This is a genomic window from Metapseudomonas cellulosilytica, assembly GCF_049334135.1.
Lineage (GTDB): Bacteria > Pseudomonadota > Gammaproteobacteria > Pseudomonadales > Pseudomonadaceae > Metapseudomonas.
In genome coordinates, this window is the sequence record NZ_JBHZGN010000037.1 from 21,266 (window position 1) to 42,481 (window position 21,216).

Here is a 21,216-nt window from a genome sequence, read left to right on the forward strand (position 1 = left end):
ATGAGCGAGAACCTGATTGAAGTCCGCGACCTGTCCGTCGAGTTCGTCAGCGGTGAAAAGGTGCAGCGCGTGGTCGAGGGCGTCAGCTTCGACATCCGCAAGGGCGAGACCCTGGCCCTGGTGGGCGAGAGCGGCTCGGGCAAGTCGGTGACCGCGCATTCCATCCTGCGGCTGTTGCCCTACCCGCTTGCCCGCCACCCCAGCGGCAGCATCGACTATGCCGGCAACGACCTGCTGAAGCTGCCTGAAACCAGGCTGCGCGGCATTCGCGGCAATCGCATCGCCATGGTCTTCCAGGAGCCCATGACCTCGCTCAACCCGCTGCACAACATCGAGAAGCAGATCAACGAGGTGCTCGCCCTGCACAAGGGCCTGACCGGCCAGGCGGCCACCAAGCGCACCCTGGAGCTGCTGGAACTGGTCGGCATCCCCGAGCCGCACAAGCGCCTCAAGGCCTACCCCCACGAGCTTTCCGGCGGCCAGCGGCAGCGGGTGATGATCGCCATGGCCCTGGCCAACGAGCCGGAGCTGCTGATCGCCGACGAACCCACCACGGCGCTGGACGTGACCGTGCAGCTGAAAATCCTCCAACTGCTCAAGGAACTGCAGGCGCGCCTGGGCATGGCGCTGCTCTTGATCAGCCACGACCTCAACCTGGTTCGGCGAATTGCGCATCGCGTATGTGTCATGCAGCGCGGTTGCATCGTCGAACAAGCGTCGTGTGATGAGCTGTTCCATGCACCGCAGCATCCCTATACCCGGGAACTGATCGGCGCCGAGCCTTCGGGCCGGCCGGCGGAGAACCCGGTGGGGCCGCCACTCCTGGAGGTCGATGACCTTCGCGTGTGGTTCCCGATCAAGAAGGGGCTGCTGCGGCGCACCGTGGATCACGTCAAGGCCGTGGACGGTGTCAATTTCAGCCTGCCCCAGGGACAGACCCTGGGCATAGTCGGCGAAAGCGGCTCCGGCAAGTCCACGCTGGGCCTGGCGATCCTCCGGCTGCTGGGCAGCCGGGGCGGCATCCGCTTCCAGGGCCAGACCCTGGACGGCCTGTCGCAGAAGGAGGTGCGGCCGTTCCGGCGCGAGATGCAGGTGGTCTTCCAGGACCCCTTCGGCAGCCTCAGCCCGCGCATGTGCGTGGGCGAGATTGTCGGCGAGGGGCTGCGGATCCACCGCATCGGCACCGAAGCGGAGCGGGAACAGGCCATCATCGACGCGCTCCTGGAGGTAGGTTTGGATCCGGAAACCCGGCACCGCTACCCCCATGAGTTTTCCGGCGGGCAGCGGCAGCGGATTGCCATTGCCCGGGCGTTGGTGCTGAAACCGGCACTGATCCTTTTGGACGAGCCCACTTCGGCGCTCGACCGGACGGTTCAGCGCCAGGTAGTGGAGTTGTTGCGCAGGCTACAGACCAAGTACGACCTGACTTACCTGTTCATCAGCCATGATCTGGCGGTGGTCCGGGCGCTGAGCCACCAGCTGATGGTGATCAAGCACGGCCAGGTGGTCGAGCAGGGTCCGGCCGATGCCATCTTCGCCGCCCCGCAGCACAGCTATACGAAGCAGTTGCTGGAAGCCGCCTTCCTGGCTCCAGGAACTGCCCATTAACCAGAAGAGGATGAATGCACATGGGTTTTCTCGCCGGTAAGCGCGTACTGATCGTTGGCGTAGCCAGCAAACTGTCCATCGCATCGGGCATCGCTGCAGCCATGCACCGCGAAGGCGCCGAGCTCGCCTTCACCTACCAGAACGAAAAACTGAAAGGCCGCGTGGAAGAGTTCGCCGAAGGCTGGGGCTCCAGCGCCGAACTGTGCTTCCCCTGCGACGTCGCCAAGGACGAAGAAATCGTCGCGGTCTTCGAGGCCCTGAGCAAGAAATGGGATGGCCTGGACTGCATCGTCCACTCCGTCGGCTTCGCTCCGGGTGACCAGCTGGACGGCGACTTCACCGAAGTCACCACCCGCGACGGCTTCCGCATCGCCCACGACATCAGCGCCTACAGCTTCGTGGCCCTGGCCAAGGCCGGCCGCGAGCTGATGAAGGGCCGCAACGGCAGCCTGCTGACCCTGTCCTACCTGGGCGCCGAGCGCACCATGCCGAACTACAACGTCATGGGCATGGCCAAGGCCAGCCTGGAAGCCGGCGTCCGCTACCTGGCCGGCAGCCTCGGCCCAGAAGGCACCCGCGTCAACGCCATCTCCGCCGGTCCGATCCGCACCCTGGCCGCCTCCGGCATCAAGAGCTTCCGCAAGATGCTCGCCGCCAACGAGAAGCAGACCCCCCTGCGTCGCAACGTCACCATCGAGGAAGTCGGCAACGCCGGCGCCTTCCTCTGCTCCGACCTGGCCTCGGGCATCAGCGGCGAGATCATGTACGTCGACGGCGGCTTCAACACCACCGCCATGGGCAATATCGAAGACTGATAATCGCCCTGACGAAAAAGCCCGCACTGGTTGCGGGCTTTTTTCTGGGCGTTCGGGGCGCCGATCCCGTAGGGTGGATCAGGCTCCATCGATCCACCATCGTAGCCGGGCGTGGCGCCGTTGGTGGATAGGAAAAGCGATATCAACCCTACCAAAAGAGAAAGGCCGCATTATGCGGCCTTTCTCGTCCAGCGATCAGATCAAATCAGAAACGTTCGATCTTCGCCTTTTCTTCCAGCTGGCGGCGGAAGGACGCGAAGTCCTGCTGACCACTGCGCGATGCGAGGAAACGGCTGTACATGGCCTTCTCCTGCTCGGACAGCTTCTCCTCGGGCTGATTGACGCCGTTCAGGCGGATCACCACGAAGTCGCCGTTGTTCAGCTTCACGCCAGTGAACTCGGGCTTGTCGGCAGCGGCCGGTTTCGGCATGCGGAACAACGCCTGCAGCAGCACCGGCTCGACGCCTTCCTGGCTGCGGGTGGCGGCTTCCACCACCTGCCAGGACTGGCCGTCCTGGGCCTGCTCAACCGGAGTCTTGCCTTCGCGCAGGCTGGCCATCAGGGCTTCACCCTTGGCCTTGGCCGCTTCGCTGGCCTTCTGGGTCAGCAGGTGCTGGCGAATGCTGTCACTGACCTTATCCAGGCCAAGCTGCTCAGGCTTCTTGTGCTCCTTGACGCGCAGCACGACCACGGTGTCCGGATCGAGCTCGATGGCGGAGCTGTTGGCGCCGTCTTCCAGGACTTCCGGGCTGTAGGCAGCCTGCAGTACCTGGCGGTTGGCGGTCAGGCCTTCACCACCCTCACGACCGAAAGGTGCGCTGGTCTTCACTTCAAGTTTCAGCTCCTGGGCCGGCTGGGTCAGGTCGGACGCCTCGAACGCTGCATCTTCCAGCTCCTTGCTCGCCTCGACGAAACGCTGCTCCACCTGCTGGGCCTTGATGTCGTGCTCCAGCTTCGGCTTCAGGCTCTCGAAGCTCGGCACTTCAGGCGCCTGCACGCCCAGCAGCTTGATCAGGTGCCAGCCGTACTGGGTACGCACCGGCGCCGAGACCTCACCCTGCTTCAGCGCGTACAGCGACTCTTCGAAGGCCGGCTCGTAGACGCCGGGACCGGCGAAGCCCAGGTCACCACCGTTGGCGGCGGAACCGGAGTCGTCGGAGAACTCCTTGGCCAGGGCGGCGAAGTCTTCGCCCTTGTCCAGGCGCTGCTTGATCTGCTCGATCTTCGCCTTGGCCTGCTCCTCGTTCAGCTTGTCGCTGACCTCCACCAGGATGTGGGCGGCCTGGCGCTGCTCGGCGAGGTTGCTGACCTCTTTCTGGTACTGGGCCTGGAGGTCTTCCTCCTTGGCTTCGACCTGGCTGAAGAAGGCGGCCTTCTTCAGTTCGACGTACTCGATCACCACCTGCTCGGGGCTCATGAACTGGTCGACGTGGCCGTCGTAGAACGCCTTGATATCGTCGTCGGAAACGCTGACCGTGGCCGGATCGGCCTTCAGGGTCAGGGTTGCGAAGTCGCGGGTCTGCTTCTCGAGACGGGCGAATGCATCCACTTCGGCATCAGTGACGAAACCACTGCCGGCCAGGCCAGCGCGCAGTTGGCCGATGAGCATCTCCTGCTCCAGCATCTGGCGGAACTGCAGGCGGTTGTAGTTCATCTGGCGAATGACCTGGTCGAAGCGGTCGGCATTGAACTTGCCATCCACCTGGAACTCAGGCGTTTGCAGGATGAGCTGGTCAAGGGCGCTTTGCGAGAAGGCGAAATCAGCCTCCTGGGCGCCCTGCAGCAGCAGCTTGCGCTCGATCAACCCTTTCAGTGCGGCCTCGCGCAACAGCTTCTCGTCAAGGAGCGACGCATCGAAGTCCTTGCCCAGTTGCTGCTGCAGCTGGCGGCGCTGGAGATTGACCGCTTCGCTCAGCTGGTCCTGGCTGATTTTCTCGCCATTGACTTCAGCTGCGTTCTGGCGATTGCTGGTGGCATTGAAGATGGCATCGAAGCCGGTCAGTGCCAGCAGCGCGACGATGACGCCAATGATGGTTTTGGCAATCCACCCCTGTGAATTGTCCCTGATGTTCTGCAGCATGGGTCCCCCAGAAACGGCCACACGGAATCGCAGCCGAGTAACGCGGGTAGAGTATCCGAATATGAGAAAGGCGCATCCTAGGATGCGCCTTCTCGTAGCTTGCGGGCCGGAGGTTCGACCTCTCTGGCAACGGGTAGAGAACCTGCGCTGCCACCGCTCCGCTATCGGGCCAAGCTGAAACCCGGCCCGGTCGGGCAGAGCCCGAAAGACGCTTAGTTTACGGCGTCTTTCAGAGCTTTACCGGCTTTGAAGCCAGGAATCTTGGCAGCATCGATCTTGATCGGCTTGCCAGTCTGCGGGTTGCGGCCGGTACGAGCAGCGCGCTCTTTAACGGCGAAAGTACCGAAACCCACCAGCACCACGGAGTCACCGGCCTTCAGAGCGCCAGTAACGGATTCGATAACTGCGTCCAGAGCACGGCCGGCTACAGCTTTCGGGATATCAGCAGATGCGGCGATCGCATCAATCAGTTCCGACTTGTTCACTCTTAAGTCCCCTTATTTCTGTTGAGTTGTTTCTTAGTTGTCTGGTGTAAGCAAAGCGGGTGCTGGATGGCCTGCTAACACATAAGAGCCGCTTTATAACAAGGGCTCTAAAAATGTGTCAAGGAAGCCCCCCGGCTAATGCGTGCTGATTCGCTCCTTGGAATCAGTCTCGCGCTTGTCATCCTTTGCAACCATCTCCGGAGCCGCATCGGGCAAGGGCTCCGGGGCGTATTGCAGCGCAATTTGCAGGACCTCGTCAATCCATTTAACGGGTTTAATCGCCAAGTCTTGCTTGATATTTTCCGGAATTTCTTTCAGATCACGCACATTCTCTTCGGGAATGATCACGGTCTTGATTCCACCACGATGTGCAGCCAGTAACTTCTCTTTCAGGCCACCAATCGCCAATACCTGGCCACGCAGGGTAATTTCTCCGGTCATGGCTACATCGGCCCGGACGGGAATCTGAGTCATGGCCGAAACCAGCGCAGTGCACATACCGATACCGGCGCTGGGGCCATCTTTCGGAGTAGCCCCTTCGGGCATGTGGATATGGATGTCACGTTTCTCGTGGAAATCCGCAGGAATTCCCAGGCTTTTCGCACGGCTGCGTACGACGGTCAGTGCCGCAGTGATGGATTCGGCCATCACGTCACCCAGGGAACCGGTCTTGGTCAGTTGGCCCTTGCCGGGAACCACCGCGGCCTCGATGGTCAGCAACTCGCCACCTACCTGGGTCCAGGCCAGGCCAGTCACCTGACCGATCTGGTCCTGTTGCTCGGCCAGGCCGTAGCGATACTTCCGCACACCGAGGAAATGCTCCAGGGATTCCGCCGTGACCTGCACCGCGAAGCGCTTCTCGTGGGCATGCTCCTTCACCGCCTTGCGGCAGACCTTGGCGATCTGGCGCTCCAGGCTACGCACACCGGCTTCACGGGTGTAATAACGGATGATGTCGCGAATCGCCGCTTCGTCGAAGTCCAGCTCGCCCTTCTTCAGGCCATTGGCCTTGGTCTGCTTGGGTGCGAGGTATTTGACGGCGATGTTGACCTTCTCGTCCTCGGTGTAGCCCGGCAGACGAATCACTTCCATGCGGTCCAGCAGCGGAGCCGGAATATTCATGGAGTTGGCGGTGCAGAGGAACATCACATCCGAGAGGTCGTAGTCGACTTCCAGATAGTGGTCGTTGAAATTGTGGTTCTGCTCGGGGTCGAGCACTTCCAGCAGCGCCGACGCGGGATCGCCACGCATGTCGCTGCCCATCTTGTCGATCTCGTCGAGCAGGAACAGCGGGTTGCGCACGCCGACCTTGGTCATCTTCTGGATCAGGCGACCCGGCATGGAGCCGATGTAGGTACGACGATGGCCACGGATCTCGGCCTCGTCGCGCACGCCGCCAAGGGCCATGCGCACGAACTTGCGGTTGGTAGCGTGGGCGATGGATTCGGCCAGCGAAGTCTTGCCGACCCCGGGCGGACCGACCAGGCAGAGCACCGGGCCCTTGACCTTCTTCACACGCTTCTGCACGGCGAGGTATTCGAGGATGCGCTCCTTGACCTCTTCCAGGCCGTAATGGTCGGCGTCGAGGATTTCCTCGGCCTTGGCCAGGTCCAGGCGAACCTTGCTCTCGGCTTTCCACGGCACATTGACCAGCCAATCGATGTAGGAACGCACCACAGTGGCCTCGGCGGACATCGGCGACATCTGCTTGAGCTTGTTCAACTCGGCATTGGCCTTGACCAGGGCTTCCTTGGTCAGACCGGCATTGTCGATGCGCTTCTTGAGCTCTTCGACCTCGTTATGGCCTTCATCTATATCGCCCAGCTCTTTCTGAATGGCCTTCATCTGCTCATTCAGGTAGTACTCGCGCTGGCTGCGCTCCATCTGCTTCTTGACGCGACCGCGGATGCGCTTCTCCACCTGCAGCAGGTCGATTTCAGCATCCAGCAGTGCGAGCACGTGCTCGACACGCTCGGGCAGGTCGGTCAGCTCGAGGATTTCCTGCTTCTGCTCGATCTTCAGCGCCATGTGGGCTGCCATGGTGTCGACCAGGCGCCCCGGCTCATCGATGCTGTTCAGCGAGGACAGCACCTCGGATGGGACTTTCTTGCCCAACTGAACGTATTGCTCGAACTGGCTGAGCAGGCTGCGGATGAATACTTCGGACTCGCGCTCGCCGGCATCGACTTCGTCGATCAGGCTGACTTCGGCGCGGCAATGGCCGTCGACCTCGATGAAACGCTCAATGGCGCCGCGCTGCTCACCTTCCACCAGCACCTTCACGGTGCCATCCGGCAGCTTGAGCAACTGGAGCACGGTGGCAATGGTGCCCATGCGATACAAGGCATCTTCGCCTGGGTCATCGTCGGCCGGATTCTTCTGGGCAACCAGAAGGATCTGCTTGTCCCCTGTCATCGCGGCTTCGAGCGCCTCGATGGATTTCTCGCGCCCCACGAACAGCGGGATGACCATGTGCGGATAGACCACTACATCGCGCAATGGCAGGAGAGGTAATTCGGCGGTTGTATTCATGGTATCAGCTCTACGGCGGCCCTCGGGCCGTAAACAGATGGGAAAACCCTTGGCCCTAAGATGGGGTTAGGTCCGGGAAAAAACAAGCGTTGTGGCAGGAAATACAAAGGGGCCCGTAGGCCCCTTTGTTTCATCAAGCGTCAGGCGCCGCCTTTGCAGGCTGCTCGTTGTTCTCGTAGATCAACAAAGGCTTGGAAGCCCCCTCTATGACACTTTCGTCGATGACCACCTTGCTTACATCTGTTTGAGAGGGAATCTCATACATGGTGTCGAGCAGGATACCTTCGAGGATGGAACGCAGGCCGCGTGCGCCGGTCTTGCGCTCCAGCGCGCGATGGGCGACAGCCCGCAGCGCATCCGGGCGGAACTCCAGGTCCACGCCTTCCATGTCGAACAGCTTGGCGTACTGCTTGGTCAGTGCGTTCTTCGGCTCGGTGAGGATCTGCATCAGCGCCGCTTCGTCGAGCTCGTCGAGGGTGGCAATGACCGGCAGACGGCCGACGAACTCCGGAATCAGGCCGAACTTGACCAGGTCTTCCGGCTCCACTTCGCGAAGGGCCTCGCCCACTTTCTTGCCCAGGTCCTTGCTGCGAACTTCGGCGTTGAAACCGATTCCACCCTTGGTGGAGCGGTTCTGGATCACTTTTTCCAGGCCCGCGAAAGCACCACCGCAGATGAACAGGATATTGCGGGTATCGACCTGCAGGAACTCCTGTTGCGGGTGCTTGCGACCACCTTGCGGCGGAACGGAAGCCACGGTGCCTTCGATCAGCTTCAGCAGCGCCTGCTGCACGCCCTCGCCCGACACGTCACGGGTGATGGACGGGTTGTCGGACTTGCGGGAGATCTTGTCGATCTCGTCGATGTAGACAATGCCCATCTGGGCCTTTTCGACATCGTAATCGCACTTCTGCAGCAGCTTCTGGATGATGTTCTCGACGTCTTCGCCGACGTAGCCCGCCTCGGTGAGGGTGGTGGCATCCGCGATGGTGAAGGGTACGTTGAGCAGACGGGCCAGGGTTTCAGCCAGCAGGGTCTTGCCCGAACCGGTGGGACCGATCAGCAGGATATTGCTCTTGCCCAGTTCGACATCATCTTTCTTGTCACGCTGATTCAGGCGCTTGTAGTGGTTGTACACCGCTACCGCGAGCACTTTCTTCGCACGTTCCTGGCCAATGACGTACTGGTCGAGGATGGTGCGGATTTCCTTGGGCGCGGGCAGTTTGTGCGCACTGCTCTCGGCCTGGGCTTCCTGCACCTCCTCGCGGATGATGTCATTGCACAGGTCGACGCACTCGTCGCAGATGAATACGGAGGGACCGGCAATCAGTTTGCGCACTTCGTGCTGGCTTTTGCCGCAGAAGGAGCAATAAAGCAGCTTGCCGTTGTCCTCGCCGTTGCGGGTGTCAGTCATTCGATCGATCCAATCGGGTAGGCTTGAAACACAAGATGAAGGCAAATGCGGGCATTTTCAACCCCGCGAAACGGCCGGATATTCTCCGGCCGCGGTCTTGCGGATGGGCTTAGCCCACGAGCTGGCGCTTGCTGAGCACCTGGTCGATCAGGCCGTACTTGACCGCCTCGTCGCCACTCATGAAGTTGTCGCGGTCGGTATCGCGGGCGATCACATCGATCGGCTGGCCGGTGTGGTCTGCCAGGATCTTGTTCAGGCGCTCACGGATGGTGAGGATTTCCCGGGCATGGATCTCGATATCCGACGCCTGGCCCTGAAAACCGCCCAGCGGCTGGTGGATCATCATCCGCGAATGCGGCAGGCAGAAACGCTTGCCCGCGGCACCACCGGCCAACAGCAGCGCACCCATGCTGCACGCCTGGCCGATGCACAGGGTCGAGACGTCGGGCTTGATGAACTGCATGGTGTCGTAGATGGACATGCCGGCAGTCACCGAGCCACCCGGGGAGTTGATGTAGAGCTGGATGTCCTTGTCGGGGTTTTCGGCCTCGAGGAACAGCAGCTGCGCCACCACCAGGTTGGCCATGTAGTCTTCTACCGGACCCACCAGGAAGATCACGCGCTCCTTCAACAGGCGCGAATAGATGTCGTAGGCACGCTCGCCACGGGCGGACTGCTCGATCACCATGGGCACCAAGCCACCAGTGGCTTGGATGTCAGGCATTTGCTGGATAAAAGAATTGCGGGACATGTCCTGCGATCACTCCCTAATTAGATAGTCATGTCTCAAAGACGCATAAGCCAGCTCGGAGGCTGGCTTATGGTGTACTCGAAGGAGGCGGAACAATCAGTCGGCTTGCGGAGCTTCTGCCGGCTTGACTGCCTCTTCGTAGGAAACCGCTTTATCGGTCACTTTGGCCTTCTGAAGGACAGTATCTACAACTTGTTCTTCCAGCACAACAGAACGGACTTCGTTCAGTTGCTGGTCGTTCTTGTAGTACCAGGCCACGACTTGTTCCGGCTCCTGGTAGGCCGAAGCCATCTCTTCGATAAGCTCACGCACGCGGGCTTCGTCGGGCTTCAGCTCGAACTGCTTGACCACTTCGGCGACGATCAGACCCAGCACCACGCGACGCTTGGCCTGCTCTTCGAACAGCTCAGCCGGCAGCTGGTCGGGCTTGATGTTGCCGCCGAACTGCTGAACGGCCTGCACGCGCAGACGGTTCACTTCGTTGCCGATCAGGGCCTTCGGCACCTCGACCGGGTTAGCGGCCAGCAGACCGTCCATCACCTGGTTCTTCACCTTGGACTTGGTGGCCTGACGCAGCTCACGTTCCATGTTCTTGCGAACTTCGGCGCGGAAGCCTTCCAGACCGCCTTCCTTGATGCCGAACAGAGTGAAGAACTCGTCGTTCAGCTCCGGCAGCTGGGGCGCGGATACGCCGTTCACGGTTACGGTGAACTCGGCGGTCTTGCCGGCCAGATCCAGGTTCTGGTAGTCAGCCGGGAAGGTCGGGTTGATCACGCGCTCTTCGCCTGCCTTGACGCCAACCAGAGCGTCTTCGAAGCCCGGGATCATGCGACCGGAACCCAGCACCAGCAGCGTGCCCTTGGCGGAACCGCCAGCGAAGGCTTCGCCGTCGATCTTGCCAACGAAGTCGATGTTCAGTTGGTCGCCGTTCTCGGCAGCACGCTCGACAGCTTCGAAACGGGTGTTCTGCTTGCGCAGGATGTCCAGCATGTTGTCGACGTCGGCGTCGCCCACTTCAGCCTGCAGGCGCTCGATGGCGATGCCGTCGAAACCGGCAACCTGGAACTCGGGGAATACTTCGAAAGTGGCGATGTATTCCAGGTCCTTGCCCTTCTCGAACACTTTCGGCTCGACGGAAGGCTGGCCAGCCGGATTCAGCTTCTGCTCGACAACGGCTTCATAGAAGGAAGACTGGATCAGGTCGCCCAGGACTTCCTGACGAGCGGAGTCCTCGTAGCGCTGACGGATGACGCTCATCGGAACCTTGCCCGGACGGAAACCGGCAACCTTGGCGCGGCGGGCAGTCTGCTGCAGGCGCTTGGTCACTTCGTTCTCGACGCGCTCGGCCGGCACGCCGATGGTCATGCGGCGCTCAAGAGCGGAGGTGCTTTCTACAGAAACTTGCATGGATATTCCTCGTTGCACAGACGTTAGCCGGCCGTTCCGGCCCCAGAATCAAGGGCATGCATTCTAGTGGGTCGATTTACAGAAGTCACCCGCCAGAAACAGCCAGCAAATCGACGAAATAGAAGAAAGGGAAATCAGGATGTTTCGGGCGGTAGACAACGATCCCCCACCGCGCCGCGGAGCGGCCGTAACCAGACCGAAAATGAAAACGCCAGGCAAGGAGCCTGGCGCTGTCATGAATATGGGGTGGACGATGGGAATCGAACCCACGACACCAGGAGCCACAATCCTGTGCTCTACCAACTGAGCTACGCCCACCATATACACATTCGCCGATTTTCTCGGCAGCGGAAGCCACTGGGGACGCCGCTCTACAACCAGAATCGTCAAGAATCCGCGGAATATCCACTATTCAGAACGACTCGAACATCTTGGTGCGGACGGAGAGACTCGAACTCTCACGCCTTGCGGCGCTGGAACCTAAATCCAGTGTGTCTACCAATTCCACCACGTCCGCGGAGGCACGCTTTAAACGAAAACGCCAGGCACTAGGCCTGGCGCTTTCTCGAATATGGGGTGGACGATGGGAATCGAACCCACGACACCAGGAGCCACAATCCTGTGCTCTACCAACTGAGCTACGCCCACCATATTGCGTCTTGCTTGCGCCAAAGCTGCCAAATGGCACGCCCGGCAGGACTCGAACCTGCGACCATCCGCTTAGAAGGCGGATGCTCTATCCAGCTGAGCTACGGGCGCTTAAATCTGCGAGCAGACTATAAAGCTTCGGCTTCGGTTGAATCGAGTGATTCTCCCTTGCCGTCTTACCCAGCGACTGGCTGTGCTCGACAAGCGGGGCGCATGTTATCGATACACCCCCCCCTCGTCAACTAGAAAATTGAAAAAAATCAGAAAGATAAATGGCTTACGGGAAAATGCTGACCAGCCGCCTTTGCCCTTCCGCCCCTCCATGCGAGAATACGCGCCCTTTTTAGGCCTTCCCGATGGTTAATCTAGCGTCATGACCGCACAACTGATCGACGGCAAAACGATCGCCGCCCGCCTCCGCCAGCAGATAGCCCAACGTGTCGCCGAGCGTCGCCAGCAAGGACTCCGGGTCCCGGGCCTCGCTGTGATCCTGGTCGGCAGCGATCCCGCCTCCCAGGTCTATGTCGCCCACAAGCGCAAGGACTGCGAGGAAGTCGGCTTTCTGTCTCAGGCGCATGACCTGCCGGCCAGCACCAGCCAGGCCGATCTGCTGGCACTGATCGACAGCCTGAACCAGGATCCGACCATCGACGGCATCCTGGTCCAACTGCCGCTGCCGGAGCACCTGGACGCCTCGCAACTGCTGGAACGCATCCATCCTGATAAGGACGTGGACGGCTTCCACCCTTATAACGTCGGCCGCCTGGCCCAACGCATCCCCCTGCTCCGCCCCTGCACGCCCAAGGGCATCATGACCCTGCTGGAAAGCACCGGCGCCGATCTCTATGGCATGAATGCCGTAGTGGTGGGCGCTTCCAACATCGTCGGCCGTCCCATGGCCCTGGAATTGCTGCTGGCCGGTTGCACCGTGACCGTCACCCATCGCTTCACCAAGGATCTGGCCGGCCACGTGGCCAATGCCGACCTTGTGGTCGTGGCCGCCGGCAAGCCCGGTCTGGTCAAGGGTGAGTGGATCAAGCCTGGCGCCATCGTCATCGACGTCGGCATCAACCGCCAGGACGACGGCAAGCTGGTGGGCGACGTGGAGTATCACGTGGCCGAGCAGCGCGCCAGCTGGATCACTCCGGTTCCGGGCGGCGTCGGCCCGATGACCCGCGCCTGCCTGCTTGAGAACACCCTCTACGCCGCCGAAACGCTTCACGCATAAGGCGACGGGAAATAAAAAAGGCCGCATTCAGCGGCCTTTTTCATTAGGCGACCCGGATCAGTCCGCGAGACGCCAGGTGGTGCCACCCTTGCCGTCCTCCAGGACTACACCCATGGCGGTCAGCTGATCGCGGATTCGGTCGGATTCGGCCCAGTTCTTCTCCGTACGCGCCTGCAGGCGCGCCTGGATAAGCGCTTCCACTTCGGCCGCATCGACCTTGCCTTCAGCACCGGCGCGCAGGAAAGCATCCGGTTCGAGTTGCAGCACGCCGAGCAGGCTGGCCAGAGACTTCAGCTGCGCAGCCAGGGCCGCCGCCGCAGCAAGATCGCTGTCACGAAGGCGATTGACCTCGCGCACCATCTCGAAAAGCACGGCACAGGCTTCCGGACTGTTGAAGTCGTCATCCATTGCCATGCCGAAACGCTCAACAAAAGCCTCGCCACCCGCTGGAGCCGCCTCAGGCAGGCCACGTAGCGCATGGTAGAAACGCTCCAGGGCGCCCTTGGCTTCCTTGAGGCTTTCTTCGGAGTAATTGATCGGGCTGCGGTAATGGCTGGACACCAGCAGGTAACGCACCACCTCGGGGTGGTACTTCTCCAGCACCTCGCGAATGGTGAAGAAGTTGCCCAGGGACTTGGACATCTTCTCGCCGTCCACCCGCACCGCCCCGGCGTGCATCCAGGAGTTGGCGTAGAGCTTGCCGGTGGCCGCCTCGCTCTGGGCGATCTCGTTCTCGTGGTGCGGGAATACCAGGTCCGGACCGCCGCCATGGATATCGAAGGTCTCACCCAGGCAGCAGGTGGACATTACCGAGCATTCGATATGCCAGCCCGGACGACCGGCGCCCCAGGGCGACTCCCAGCTCGGCTCGCCCGGTTTGGCACCCTTCCAGAGGACGAAGTCCAACGGGTCTTCCTTGATCTCGTCCACCTCGATGCGCGCGCCGATCTTCAGCTCGTCGATCTTGCGGCGGGACAGCTTGCCGTAGCCCTCGAACTTGCCGACCCGGTAGTAGACGTCGCCGTTGCCCGGTGCGTAGGCGAAACCCTTGTCGATCAGGGTCTGGATCATCTGGTGCATACCGGCGATATGGCCAGTAGCACGCGGCTCGATATCCGGACGCAGGACCGACAGACGCGCCTCGTCCTCGTGCATCGCGGCGATCATGCGCTCCACCAGGGCCTCGAACGGCTCGCCGTTCTCGTTGGCGCGACGGATGATCTTGTCGTCGATGTCGGTGATGTTGCGCACATAGGTGAGGTCATAGCCGCGGTGGCGCAACCAGCGCGCCACCACGTCGAAGGCCACCATCACCCGGGCATGGCCGATATGGCAGAAGTCATAGACCGTCATGCCGCAGACGTACATGCGCACCTGGTTGCCGACCAGCGGCTGCAGCGGTTCCTTGTTCTTGCTGAGGGTGTTGTAGATCGACAGCGTCATCATTGGCCCCAGGAATCGCGCAGGGTCACGGTACGGTTGAACACCGGCTTGCCGGGCTGGGAATCCTTCAGGTCGGCGACGAAGTAGCCTTCACGCTCGAACTGGAAGCGGTCTTCCGGCTGCGCCTGGGCCAGGGACGGCTCGGCGCGGCAGCCACTCAGCACCTGCAGCGAATCCGGGTTGATGTTGTCGAGGAAGCTGCCGCCGTGCTCCGACTTCTCCGGGTTGGCGGAACGGAACAGGCGATCGTACAGGCGAACCTCGCACTCCACGCTGCCCTCGGCCGGCACCCAGTGGATCACGCCCTTGACCTTGCGGCCTTCGGGGTTCTTGCCCAGGGTGTCCGGGTCGTAGGAGCAGCGCAGCTCGACGATCTTGCCGTCAGCATCCTTGATGGCTTCGTCGGCGCGGATCACGTAGCTGCCACGCAGGCGTACTTCGCCGCCAGGGATCAGGCGCTTGAAGCCGGCCGGCGGGACTTCTTCGAAGTCGGTGGCGTCGATGTACAGCTCACGGGAGAACGGCAGGCTGCGCACGCCCATATCTTCCTTCGGATGGCGCGGCAGCTCGAGGTTCTCCACCTTGCCTTCCGGGTAGTTGGTGATCACCACCTTGAGCGGCTTCAGCACGCACATGGCCCGCGGCGCGGTAGCGTCCAGGTGGTCACGGATGCTGAACTCCAGCATGCCGATGTCCACGACGCCGCTGGCGCGGTTGACGCCGATCATCTCGCAGAAATTGCGGATGGATTCCGGGGTGTAACCACGGCGACGGTAGCCGGACAGGGTGGACATGCGCGGGTCGTCCCAGCCGCTGACATGCCCTTCGTCCACCAGTTGCTTGAGCTTGCGCTTGCTGGTGATGGTGTAGTTCAGGTTCAGCCGCGAGAACTCGTACTGCCGCGGCTGGGCCGGTACCGACAGGTTTTCCAGGAACCACTCGTAGAGCGGGCGATGGTCCTCGAACTCCAGGGTGCAGATGGAGTGGGTGATGCCTTCGATGGCGTCCGACTGGCCGTGGGTGAAGTCGTAGCTCGGGTAGATGCACCACTCGTCGCCAGTCTGGTGATGGTTGGCATGGCGGATGCGGTAGAGGATCGGGTCGCGCAGGTTCATGTTCGGCGACGACATGTCGATCTTCGCGCGCAGGGAGCGGGTGCCGTCCGGGAACTCGCCGGCCTTCATACGGGCGAACAGGTCCAGGTTCTCTTCCACGGAACGATCGCGGAAGGGGCTGTTCTTGCCCGGCTCGGTCAGGCTGCCACGGTAGTGGCGCATCTCTTCGGAAGACAGGTCGCAGACGAAGGCCTTGCCGGCCTTGATCAGCTCGACGGCCCAGTCATGCAGTTGGTGGAAGTAATTGGAGGCGTAGCGCACCTCACCGGACCACTCAAAGCCCAGCCACTTCACATCGCTTTCGATGGCGTCGATGTACTCCTGGTCTTCCTTGGCCGGGTTGGTGTCGTCGAAGCGCAGGTGGCAGTCGCCGCCGAACTCCTTGGCCAGGCCGAAGTTCAGGCAGATCGACTTGGCATGGCCGATATGCAGGTAGCCGTTGGGCTCCGGCGGGAAGCGGGTGACGATCTTGGTGTGCTTGCCGGCGTCCAGGTCGGCCTGGACGATCTGGCGCAGGAAGTTGGAGGCGACGGGAATCTCTGGCTTGCTCATGGGATCCTTAGGTCTAACTGGTGCGCGGCTCAGGGTAGGCCGGCCAAATCAAAGCGCTTATCATAGCCGAAGCTGTCAATCCCCTGACAGGCCTCGGATTTCTCGACAGAGCGAATAGCCCAATGATCAAGCTGCATACCAACCACGGCGTCATCACCCTGCAACTCTTCGAAGACAAAGCCCCGGAAACCGCGGCCAACTTCAAGGAGTACGTGAAGTCCGGCCATTACGACGGCACCATTTTCCACCGTGTTATCGGCAACTTCATGATCCAGGGCGGCGGTTTCGAGCCGGGCATGAAGCAGAAGGCCACCCGCGCGCCCATCAAGAATGAGGCCAACAACGGCCTGTCCAACAAGGTCGGCACCATCGCCATGGCCCGTACCATGGAGCCGCACTCGGCTTCCGCGCAGTTCTTCATCAACGTCGCCGACAACAGCTTCCTCAACCACAGCGCTCCCACCGTGCAGGGCTGGGGCTACGCCGTGTTCGGCGAAGTGGTCGAAGGCATGGACGTGGTAAACAAGATCAAGGCCGTGGCCACCACCATGAAGGCCGGCCACCAGGACGTCCCGGTGGATGACGTGGTCATCGAGAAGGCCGAGATCATCGAGTGATCCTGCTGATCTCCGATCTGCATCTCGAACAAGAACGCCCGGATATCACCCGGGCGTTTCTTCATTTCCTGCAGACACGCGCCCCCAAGGCGGAAGCCCTCTACATACTCGGCGATTTCTTCGAAGCCTGGATCGGCGACGATGCCATGACGCCCTTCCAGCGCTCCATCGCCACGGCCCTGCGCAAGCTGGCCGACAGCGGCACGCGCATCTTCCTGATGCACGGCAACCGCGATTTCATGATCGGCAGGGCCTTCTGCCGCGAAGCCGGCTGCACCCTGCTGCCGGACCCGAGCCTGGTGCAGATGAATGGCGAGCCCGTGCTGCTGATGCACGGCGACAGCCTGTGCACCCAGGACCAGGCCTACATGCGCCTGCGCCGCTGGCTGCGCAACCCGGTGAGCCTGTTCATTCTGCGCAACCTGCCGCTGGCCACCCGCCACAAGCTGGCGCGCAAGCTGCGCAAGGAAAGCCGGATGCAGACCCGACAGAAGGCGGCGGAGATCACCGACGTCACCCCGCAGGAGATTCCGCGCATCCTCCGCCAGTACGGCGTCAGAACCCTGATCCACGGCCACACCCACCGCCCCGCCAGCCACGAACTGGACCTGGATGGCCAACCCGCCCGGCGCATCGTCCTCGGCGACTGGGACCAGCAAGGCTGGGTGCTGCAGGTGGACGAGCACGGCTTCCTGCAGATGCCGTTCAGCCTCGCCTGATCCTGCTGAACAAAGAAAAAGCGCCCCGAGGGGCGCTTGTTTTCATTTGTCCGTCAGGCCGGTATGCCGCTGTGGAAGCGGAACTCGTTGTCCGGCGACTCGATGAGCTCTTTTTCAGCCGCCCTCACTTTCTCGACGGTCCGCTCCACGTCGGGCGCCTCGCCATACTGGTAGGCCAACTTCAGGTAGCCCTGATAGTGGCGGGACTCGCTCTTCAGCAGGCCGCCATAGAACTTGCCCAGCTCTTCATCGAGATGCGGCACCAGGGCCTCGAAGCGCTCGCAGGAGCGTGCTTCGATGAAGGCCCCCACCACCAGGGTGTCCACCAGTTTCTGCGGCTCGTGGCTGCGCACCAGCTTGCGCAGGCCGGAAGCGTATCGGGCCGCCGACACCGGCCTGAGGCCGATCTTGCGCCGTTTCATGATGCGCAGCACCTGCTCGTGATGCACCAACTCCTCACGCGCCAGGCGCGACATGAAGTTGATCAAGTCCAGGTGGGTGGAATACTTGGCCATCAGCGCCATGGCCGTGGACGCTGCCTTGAATTCGTTGTTCTTGTGGTCGATCAGCAGGGTCTCCTGATCGGCCAGCGCGGCCGTCATCCAGGCATCGGGGGTACGGCAACCAAGGAAGTCATGGATTTCAGGCAGGTTCACAGACGGCTCTCACAATGCTGGGCGCCGCGCTGGCCGGCCCCCCGAAGGCGGAGCATTATACGAATGCAGGACGCAACGACCAGCCCGGCCCGCTTGATATATGTCAAGAACACCGAAGTCGAATCGGGTCTACATTTGTTTTGGCTATATGCCATCGACAGGGAGATGAGGACATGCAAGCCATTCGCAGCATTCTGGTGGTATTGGAGCCGGACCGGCCGGAAGGCCTTGCCCTGAAAAGGGCAAAACTGATCGCCGGGGTGACCCAGTCGCACCTGCATTTATTGATCTGCGACCGCAAGGGCGACCATGCCGACTACCTCAGCGACCTTGCCGATTCGCTCAAGGCCGAGGGCTACAGCATCACCACCCAGCAAAGCTGGCTGGACAACCAGCACCAGACCATCATCGCCGCCCAGCAGGCGGAAGGCTGCGGCCTGGTGATCAAGCAGCACGTGCCGGACAACCCGCTGAAGAAGGCCCTGCTGACCCCCGACGACTGGAAACTCCTGCGCTATTGCCCGGGGCCGGTGCTGATGGTCAAGACGGACAGGCCCTGGACCGGTGGCAACATCCTCGCCGCCGTGGACGTGGGCAACTCCGATGGCGAGCACCGGACCCTGCACGCCACCATCGTCAGCCACGGCTACGACATCGCCAGCCTGGCCCACGGCACGCTGCACGTGATCAGCGCCCATCCCTCGCCGATGCTCTCGGCGGCAGACCCCACCTTCCAGCTCAAGGAAACCATCGAAGCGCGTTATCGCGAGGAGTGCCGGGCTTTCCAGGCCGAATATGACGTCAGCGACGAACGGCTGCATATCGAAGAAGGCCCCGCCGACGTGCTCATTCCTCATGTCGCCCACAAGCTGGAGGCAGCAGTCACGGTGATCGGAACCGTAGCGCGCTCCGGCATCTCCGGCGCACTGATCGGCAACACCGCCGAAGTGGTGCTGGACGCCCTGGAAAGCGATGTGTTGGTACTCAAGCCGGAGGCGATCATCGCCCACCTTGAGGAACTGGTCGCCCAGCGCTGAGGGCTGCCCGATGAAAAGCCGCCTGCGGGCGGCTTTTTCATTGCGTCAGACGCGGCTCTCCACGCCCTCGCGCAGGAAGCGCGGCGCGATGTAGCGCTCGTAGTGGGCTTCGGACAGCAGGAAGAATTCGCGATCGATGGCTTCGCGCAGGTCCGGCAGTGCCCAATCGCGGAATTCGGGGAGCAACGCGATGCCGTAGGCGTCCAGGCGACTGATCATGCGCGAGGCCCGCGCGATCAACTGGTACGCCCAGCAGTAAGGGGACTGTTCGGGCACGAAGCGTACCTGGTGCTGTTCGAGCTGTTGGCGCAGACGCAGCGGATCGAACACTTCCAGCTTGGCTGCCATCACCTGCACCAGGAGGATTTCCAGGCGCCGCCAGACCGCGCGCTTCTCTTCCTCGTTATAGAGGTTCCAGTTCACCACCTCATGATGGAAACGCTTGCAGCCGCGGCACACATTGTCGCCATAGACGGTGGAACAGAGACCGACGCAAGGCGTCTTGATGCGCTGGTTGGACATGGAGAAAACGGAATCGGCAGGTGAAACAGGCCGGCCATCTTAGCCCTTTGTCTAGGCGCGGTCACCTCAGCTAAATCGGCTTCTCGTCTTAACTTTGGCAGGGCTTTCCATTAGAATCGGCGCGCCATTTATGGCGCCGATATCCGTTGGAAGCTGTTTTCAAAGCGTCACGAGCACAGTTCATCCGGCAGGAAACAATGGCGCCGGGCATCTCGCCAGGGATGTTCGCCGCCAGCCCTCATCAGGCCTTCCTTCCGGCGTAAAACTTTGAAAACAGCTTCTCGATGGAGGCCGCCGAAACCTTGGCCAGACAGCCCAAAAAGCTGTGCGGCGCACGTGTTCGGCGGATTCCTGGATGAGCGCCCTGGACATTCCAGGGCCACTGATGAGGGTAAAACTGTGCTTGAAGCCTATCGCAAACACGTAGAAGAGCGTGCCGCCCAGGGCGTCGTGCCCCAGCCGCTGAACGCCGAACAAACCGCAGGCCTGGTCGAGCTGCTGAAGAACCCGCCGGCCGGTGAAGAAGCCTTCCTCCTGGATCTGATCACCAACCGCGTACCGCCGGGTGTCGACGAAGCCGCCTACGTCAAAGCAGGTTTCCTCTCCGCCATCGTCAAAGGCGAAGCCACTTCCCCGCTGATCGCCAAAGAACGCGCCACCGAACTGCTGGGCACCATGCAGGGCGGCTACAACATCGCCACCCTGGTCGAACTGCTGGACAGCGCTGAGCTGGCCACCGTCGCCGCCGAACAGCTGAAGCACACCCTGCTGATGTTCGACGCCTTCCACGACGTCGCCGAGCGCGCCAAGAAAGGCAACGCCGCCGCTCAAGCCGTGCTCAAGTCCTGGGCCGAGGGCGAGTGGTTCCAGGCCAAGCCGGCTCTCGCCGAGAAGATCACCCTGACCGTGTTCAAGGTCCCCGGCGAAACCAACACCGACGACCTGTCCCCCGCCCCGGATGCCTGGTCCCGCCCCGACATCCCGCTGCACGCCCTGGCCATGCTGAAAATGGCCCGCGACGGCATCGAGCCGGTTCAGCCGGGCTCCGTCGGCCCGCTGCAGCAGATCGAAGCGGTCAAGGCCAAGGGCTTCCCGGTGGCCTACGTCGGTGACGTGGTCGGTACCGGTTCTTCCCGCAAGTCCGCCACCAACTCGGTGCTGTGGTTCTTCGGCGACGACATCCCCTTCGTGCCGAACAAGCGCGCCGGTGGTTTCTGCTTCGGCACCAAGATCGCCCCGATCTTCTACAACACCATGGAAGACGCCGGCGCCCTGCCGATCGAATTCGACTGCACCAACCTGGCCATGGGCGACGTGATCGACGTCTACCCCTATGAAGGCAAGGTCGTTCGCCACGACAGCGGCGAAGTGGTCACCACCTTCGAACTGAAGACCCCGGTCCTGCTCGACGAAGTCCGCGCCGGCGGCCGCATCCCGCTGATCATCGGCCGCGGCCTGACCGAGAAGGCCCGTGCCGAACTGGGCCTGGGCGCTTCCGACCTGTTCAAGAAGCCGGAATCCCCGGCCGACAGCGGCAAGGGCTTCACCCTGGCGCAGAAAATGGTCGGCCGCGCCTGCGGTCTGCCG

General features: G+C 61.8%; 16 protein-coding genes, 4 tRNA genes and 1 pseudogene. 7 read left to right on the forward strand and 14 right to left on the reverse strand.

Annotated features, from left to right (window positions below; translation table 11 throughout):
• Together ACFW0H_RS28280 and fabI are read left to right on the forward strand one after the other, a co-directional pair.
• Positions 1-1,608 (forward strand): ABC transporter ATP-binding protein, encoded by a 1,608-nt coding sequence (locus ACFW0H_RS28280; protein WP_422917173.1) that lies wholly within the window; start codon positions 1-3, stop codon positions 1,606-1,608.
• A gap of 20 nt (positions 1,609-1,628) precedes the next feature.
• Positions 1,629-2,423, forward strand: coding sequence for an enoyl-ACP reductase FabI (gene fabI, locus ACFW0H_RS28285; protein WP_280368811.1), 795 nt, complete (start codon positions 1,629-1,631; stop codon positions 2,421-2,423).
• A 205-nt stretch (positions 2,424-2,628) separates the two neighbouring features.
• Here the strand turns inward: fabI and ACFW0H_RS28290 are convergent, their stop codons facing one another.
• From ACFW0H_RS28290 to ACFW0H_RS28335, 10 genes are all read right to left on the reverse strand, one after another.
• Positions 2,629-4,503: a SurA N-terminal domain-containing protein gene (locus tag ACFW0H_RS28290; RefSeq protein ID WP_422917174.1), complete on the reverse strand. Its 1,875-nt coding sequence runs from the start codon at positions 4,501-4,503 to the stop codon at positions 2,629-2,631.
• A gap of 212 nt (positions 4,504-4,715) precedes the next feature.
• Entirely contained in the window at positions 4,716-4,988 is a 273-nt protein-coding gene (locus tag ACFW0H_RS28295) for an HU family DNA-binding protein (RefSeq protein WP_004422505.1), read from the reverse strand.
• 135 nt (positions 4,989-5,123) lie between these two features.
• The gene (gene lon, locus ACFW0H_RS28300) at positions 5,124-7,520 is read right to left on the reverse strand and encodes an endopeptidase La (protein WP_422917175.1); all 2,397 of its coding nucleotides are present in this window, start codon (positions 7,518-7,520) and stop codon (positions 5,124-5,126) included.
• A gap of 133 nt (positions 7,521-7,653) precedes the next feature.
• Positions 7,654-8,934: an ATP-dependent Clp protease ATP-binding subunit ClpX gene (gene clpX, locus ACFW0H_RS28305; protein WP_377695506.1), complete on the reverse strand. Its 1,281-nt coding sequence runs from the start codon at positions 8,932-8,934 to the stop codon at positions 7,654-7,656.
• 109 nt (positions 8,935-9,043) lie between these two features.
• Positions 9,044-9,685 (reverse strand): ATP-dependent Clp endopeptidase proteolytic subunit ClpP, encoded by a 642-nt coding sequence (gene clpP, locus ACFW0H_RS28310; protein WP_422917176.1) that lies wholly within the window; start codon positions 9,683-9,685, stop codon positions 9,044-9,046.
• A gap of 96 nt (positions 9,686-9,781) precedes the next feature.
• Positions 9,782-11,092 carry a trigger factor gene (gene tig, locus ACFW0H_RS28315; protein WP_422917177.1) on the reverse strand — a complete coding sequence of 437 codons (1,311 nt, stop codon included), beginning with the start codon at positions 11,090-11,092 and terminating at the stop codon, positions 9,782-9,784.
• 242 nt (positions 11,093-11,334) lie between these two features.
• Positions 11,335-11,410 (reverse strand) — tRNA-His (locus ACFW0H_RS28320).
• Positions 11,411-11,524: 114 nt separating this feature from the next.
• Positions 11,525-11,609 (reverse strand) — tRNA-Leu (locus tag ACFW0H_RS28325).
• Positions 11,610-11,664: 55 nt separating this feature from the next.
• Positions 11,665-11,740, reverse strand: a tRNA-His gene (locus ACFW0H_RS28330).
• A gap of 34 nt (positions 11,741-11,774) precedes the next feature.
• Positions 11,775-11,851: transfer RNA gene (locus ACFW0H_RS28335), tRNA-Arg, on the reverse strand.
• Positions 11,852-12,113: 262 nt separating this feature from the next.
• Between ACFW0H_RS28335 and folD the strand changes: the two genes are divergently transcribed.
• Entirely contained in the window at positions 12,114-12,968 is an 855-nt protein-coding gene (folD, locus tag ACFW0H_RS28340; RefSeq protein WP_422917178.1) for a bifunctional methylenetetrahydrofolate dehydrogenase/methenyltetrahydrofolate cyclohydrolase FolD, read from the forward strand.
• A gap of 57 nt (positions 12,969-13,025) precedes the next feature.
• Here folD and cysS read toward each other — a convergent pair whose 3' ends face one another.
• Both cysS and ACFW0H_RS28350 read right to left on the reverse strand, forming a co-directional pair.
• The gene (gene cysS, locus ACFW0H_RS28345; RefSeq protein WP_422917179.1) at positions 13,026-14,411 is read right to left on the reverse strand and encodes a cysteine--tRNA ligase; all 1,386 of its coding nucleotides are present in this window, start codon (positions 14,409-14,411) and stop codon (positions 13,026-13,028) included.
• The gene (locus tag ACFW0H_RS28350) at positions 14,411-16,078 is read right to left on the reverse strand and encodes a glutamine--tRNA ligase/YqeY domain fusion protein (RefSeq protein ID WP_422917180.1); all 1,668 of its coding nucleotides are present in this window, start codon (positions 16,076-16,078) and stop codon (positions 14,411-14,413) included. The genes cysS and ACFW0H_RS28350 overlap by 1 nt, the downstream gene beginning before the upstream one ends.
• Before the next feature lie 122 nt (positions 16,079-16,200).
• On the opposite strand from ACFW0H_RS28350, the gene ACFW0H_RS28355 reads away from it, so the two are divergent.
• Both ACFW0H_RS28355 and lpxH read left to right on the forward strand, forming a co-directional pair.
• Complete coding sequence (locus ACFW0H_RS28355; protein ID WP_422917181.1) at positions 16,201-16,695, forward strand: peptidylprolyl isomerase; 495 nt, start codon at positions 16,201-16,203, stop codon at positions 16,693-16,695.
• Positions 16,692-17,414, forward strand: coding sequence for a UDP-2,3-diacylglucosamine diphosphatase (gene lpxH / locus ACFW0H_RS28360; protein WP_422917182.1), 723 nt, complete (start codon positions 16,692-16,694; stop codon positions 17,412-17,414). The genes ACFW0H_RS28355 and lpxH overlap by 4 nt, the downstream gene beginning before the upstream one ends.
• A 53-nt stretch (positions 17,415-17,467) precedes the next feature.
• Here lpxH and ACFW0H_RS28365 read toward each other — a convergent pair whose 3' ends face one another.
• Positions 17,468-18,070 carry a MiaE family protein gene (locus ACFW0H_RS28365; RefSeq protein ID WP_422917183.1) on the reverse strand — a complete coding sequence of 201 codons (603 nt, stop codon included), beginning with the start codon at positions 18,068-18,070 and terminating at the stop codon, positions 17,468-17,470.
• Positions 18,071-18,243: 173 nt separating this feature from the next.
• Between ACFW0H_RS28365 and ACFW0H_RS28370 the strand changes: the two genes are divergently transcribed.
• Positions 18,244-19,107: a universal stress protein gene (locus ACFW0H_RS28370; RefSeq protein WP_422917184.1), complete on the forward strand. Its 864-nt coding sequence runs from the start codon at positions 18,244-18,246 to the stop codon at positions 19,105-19,107.
• Between the two features lie 45 nt (positions 19,108-19,152).
• Here the strand turns inward: ACFW0H_RS28370 and ACFW0H_RS28375 are convergent, their stop codons facing one another.
• A complete protein-coding gene (locus ACFW0H_RS28375) occupies positions 19,153-19,629 on the reverse strand; it encodes a DUF1289 domain-containing protein (RefSeq protein WP_422917185.1) in 477 nt (158 codons plus the stop codon).
• A gap of 399 nt (positions 19,630-20,028) precedes the next feature.
• On the opposite strand from ACFW0H_RS28375, the pseudogene ACFW0H_RS28380 reads away from it, so the two are divergent.
• Positions 20,029-21,216 (forward strand): annotated as a pseudogene (locus tag ACFW0H_RS28380) (bifunctional aconitate hydratase 2/2-methylisocitrate dehydratase); the annotation flags it as partial.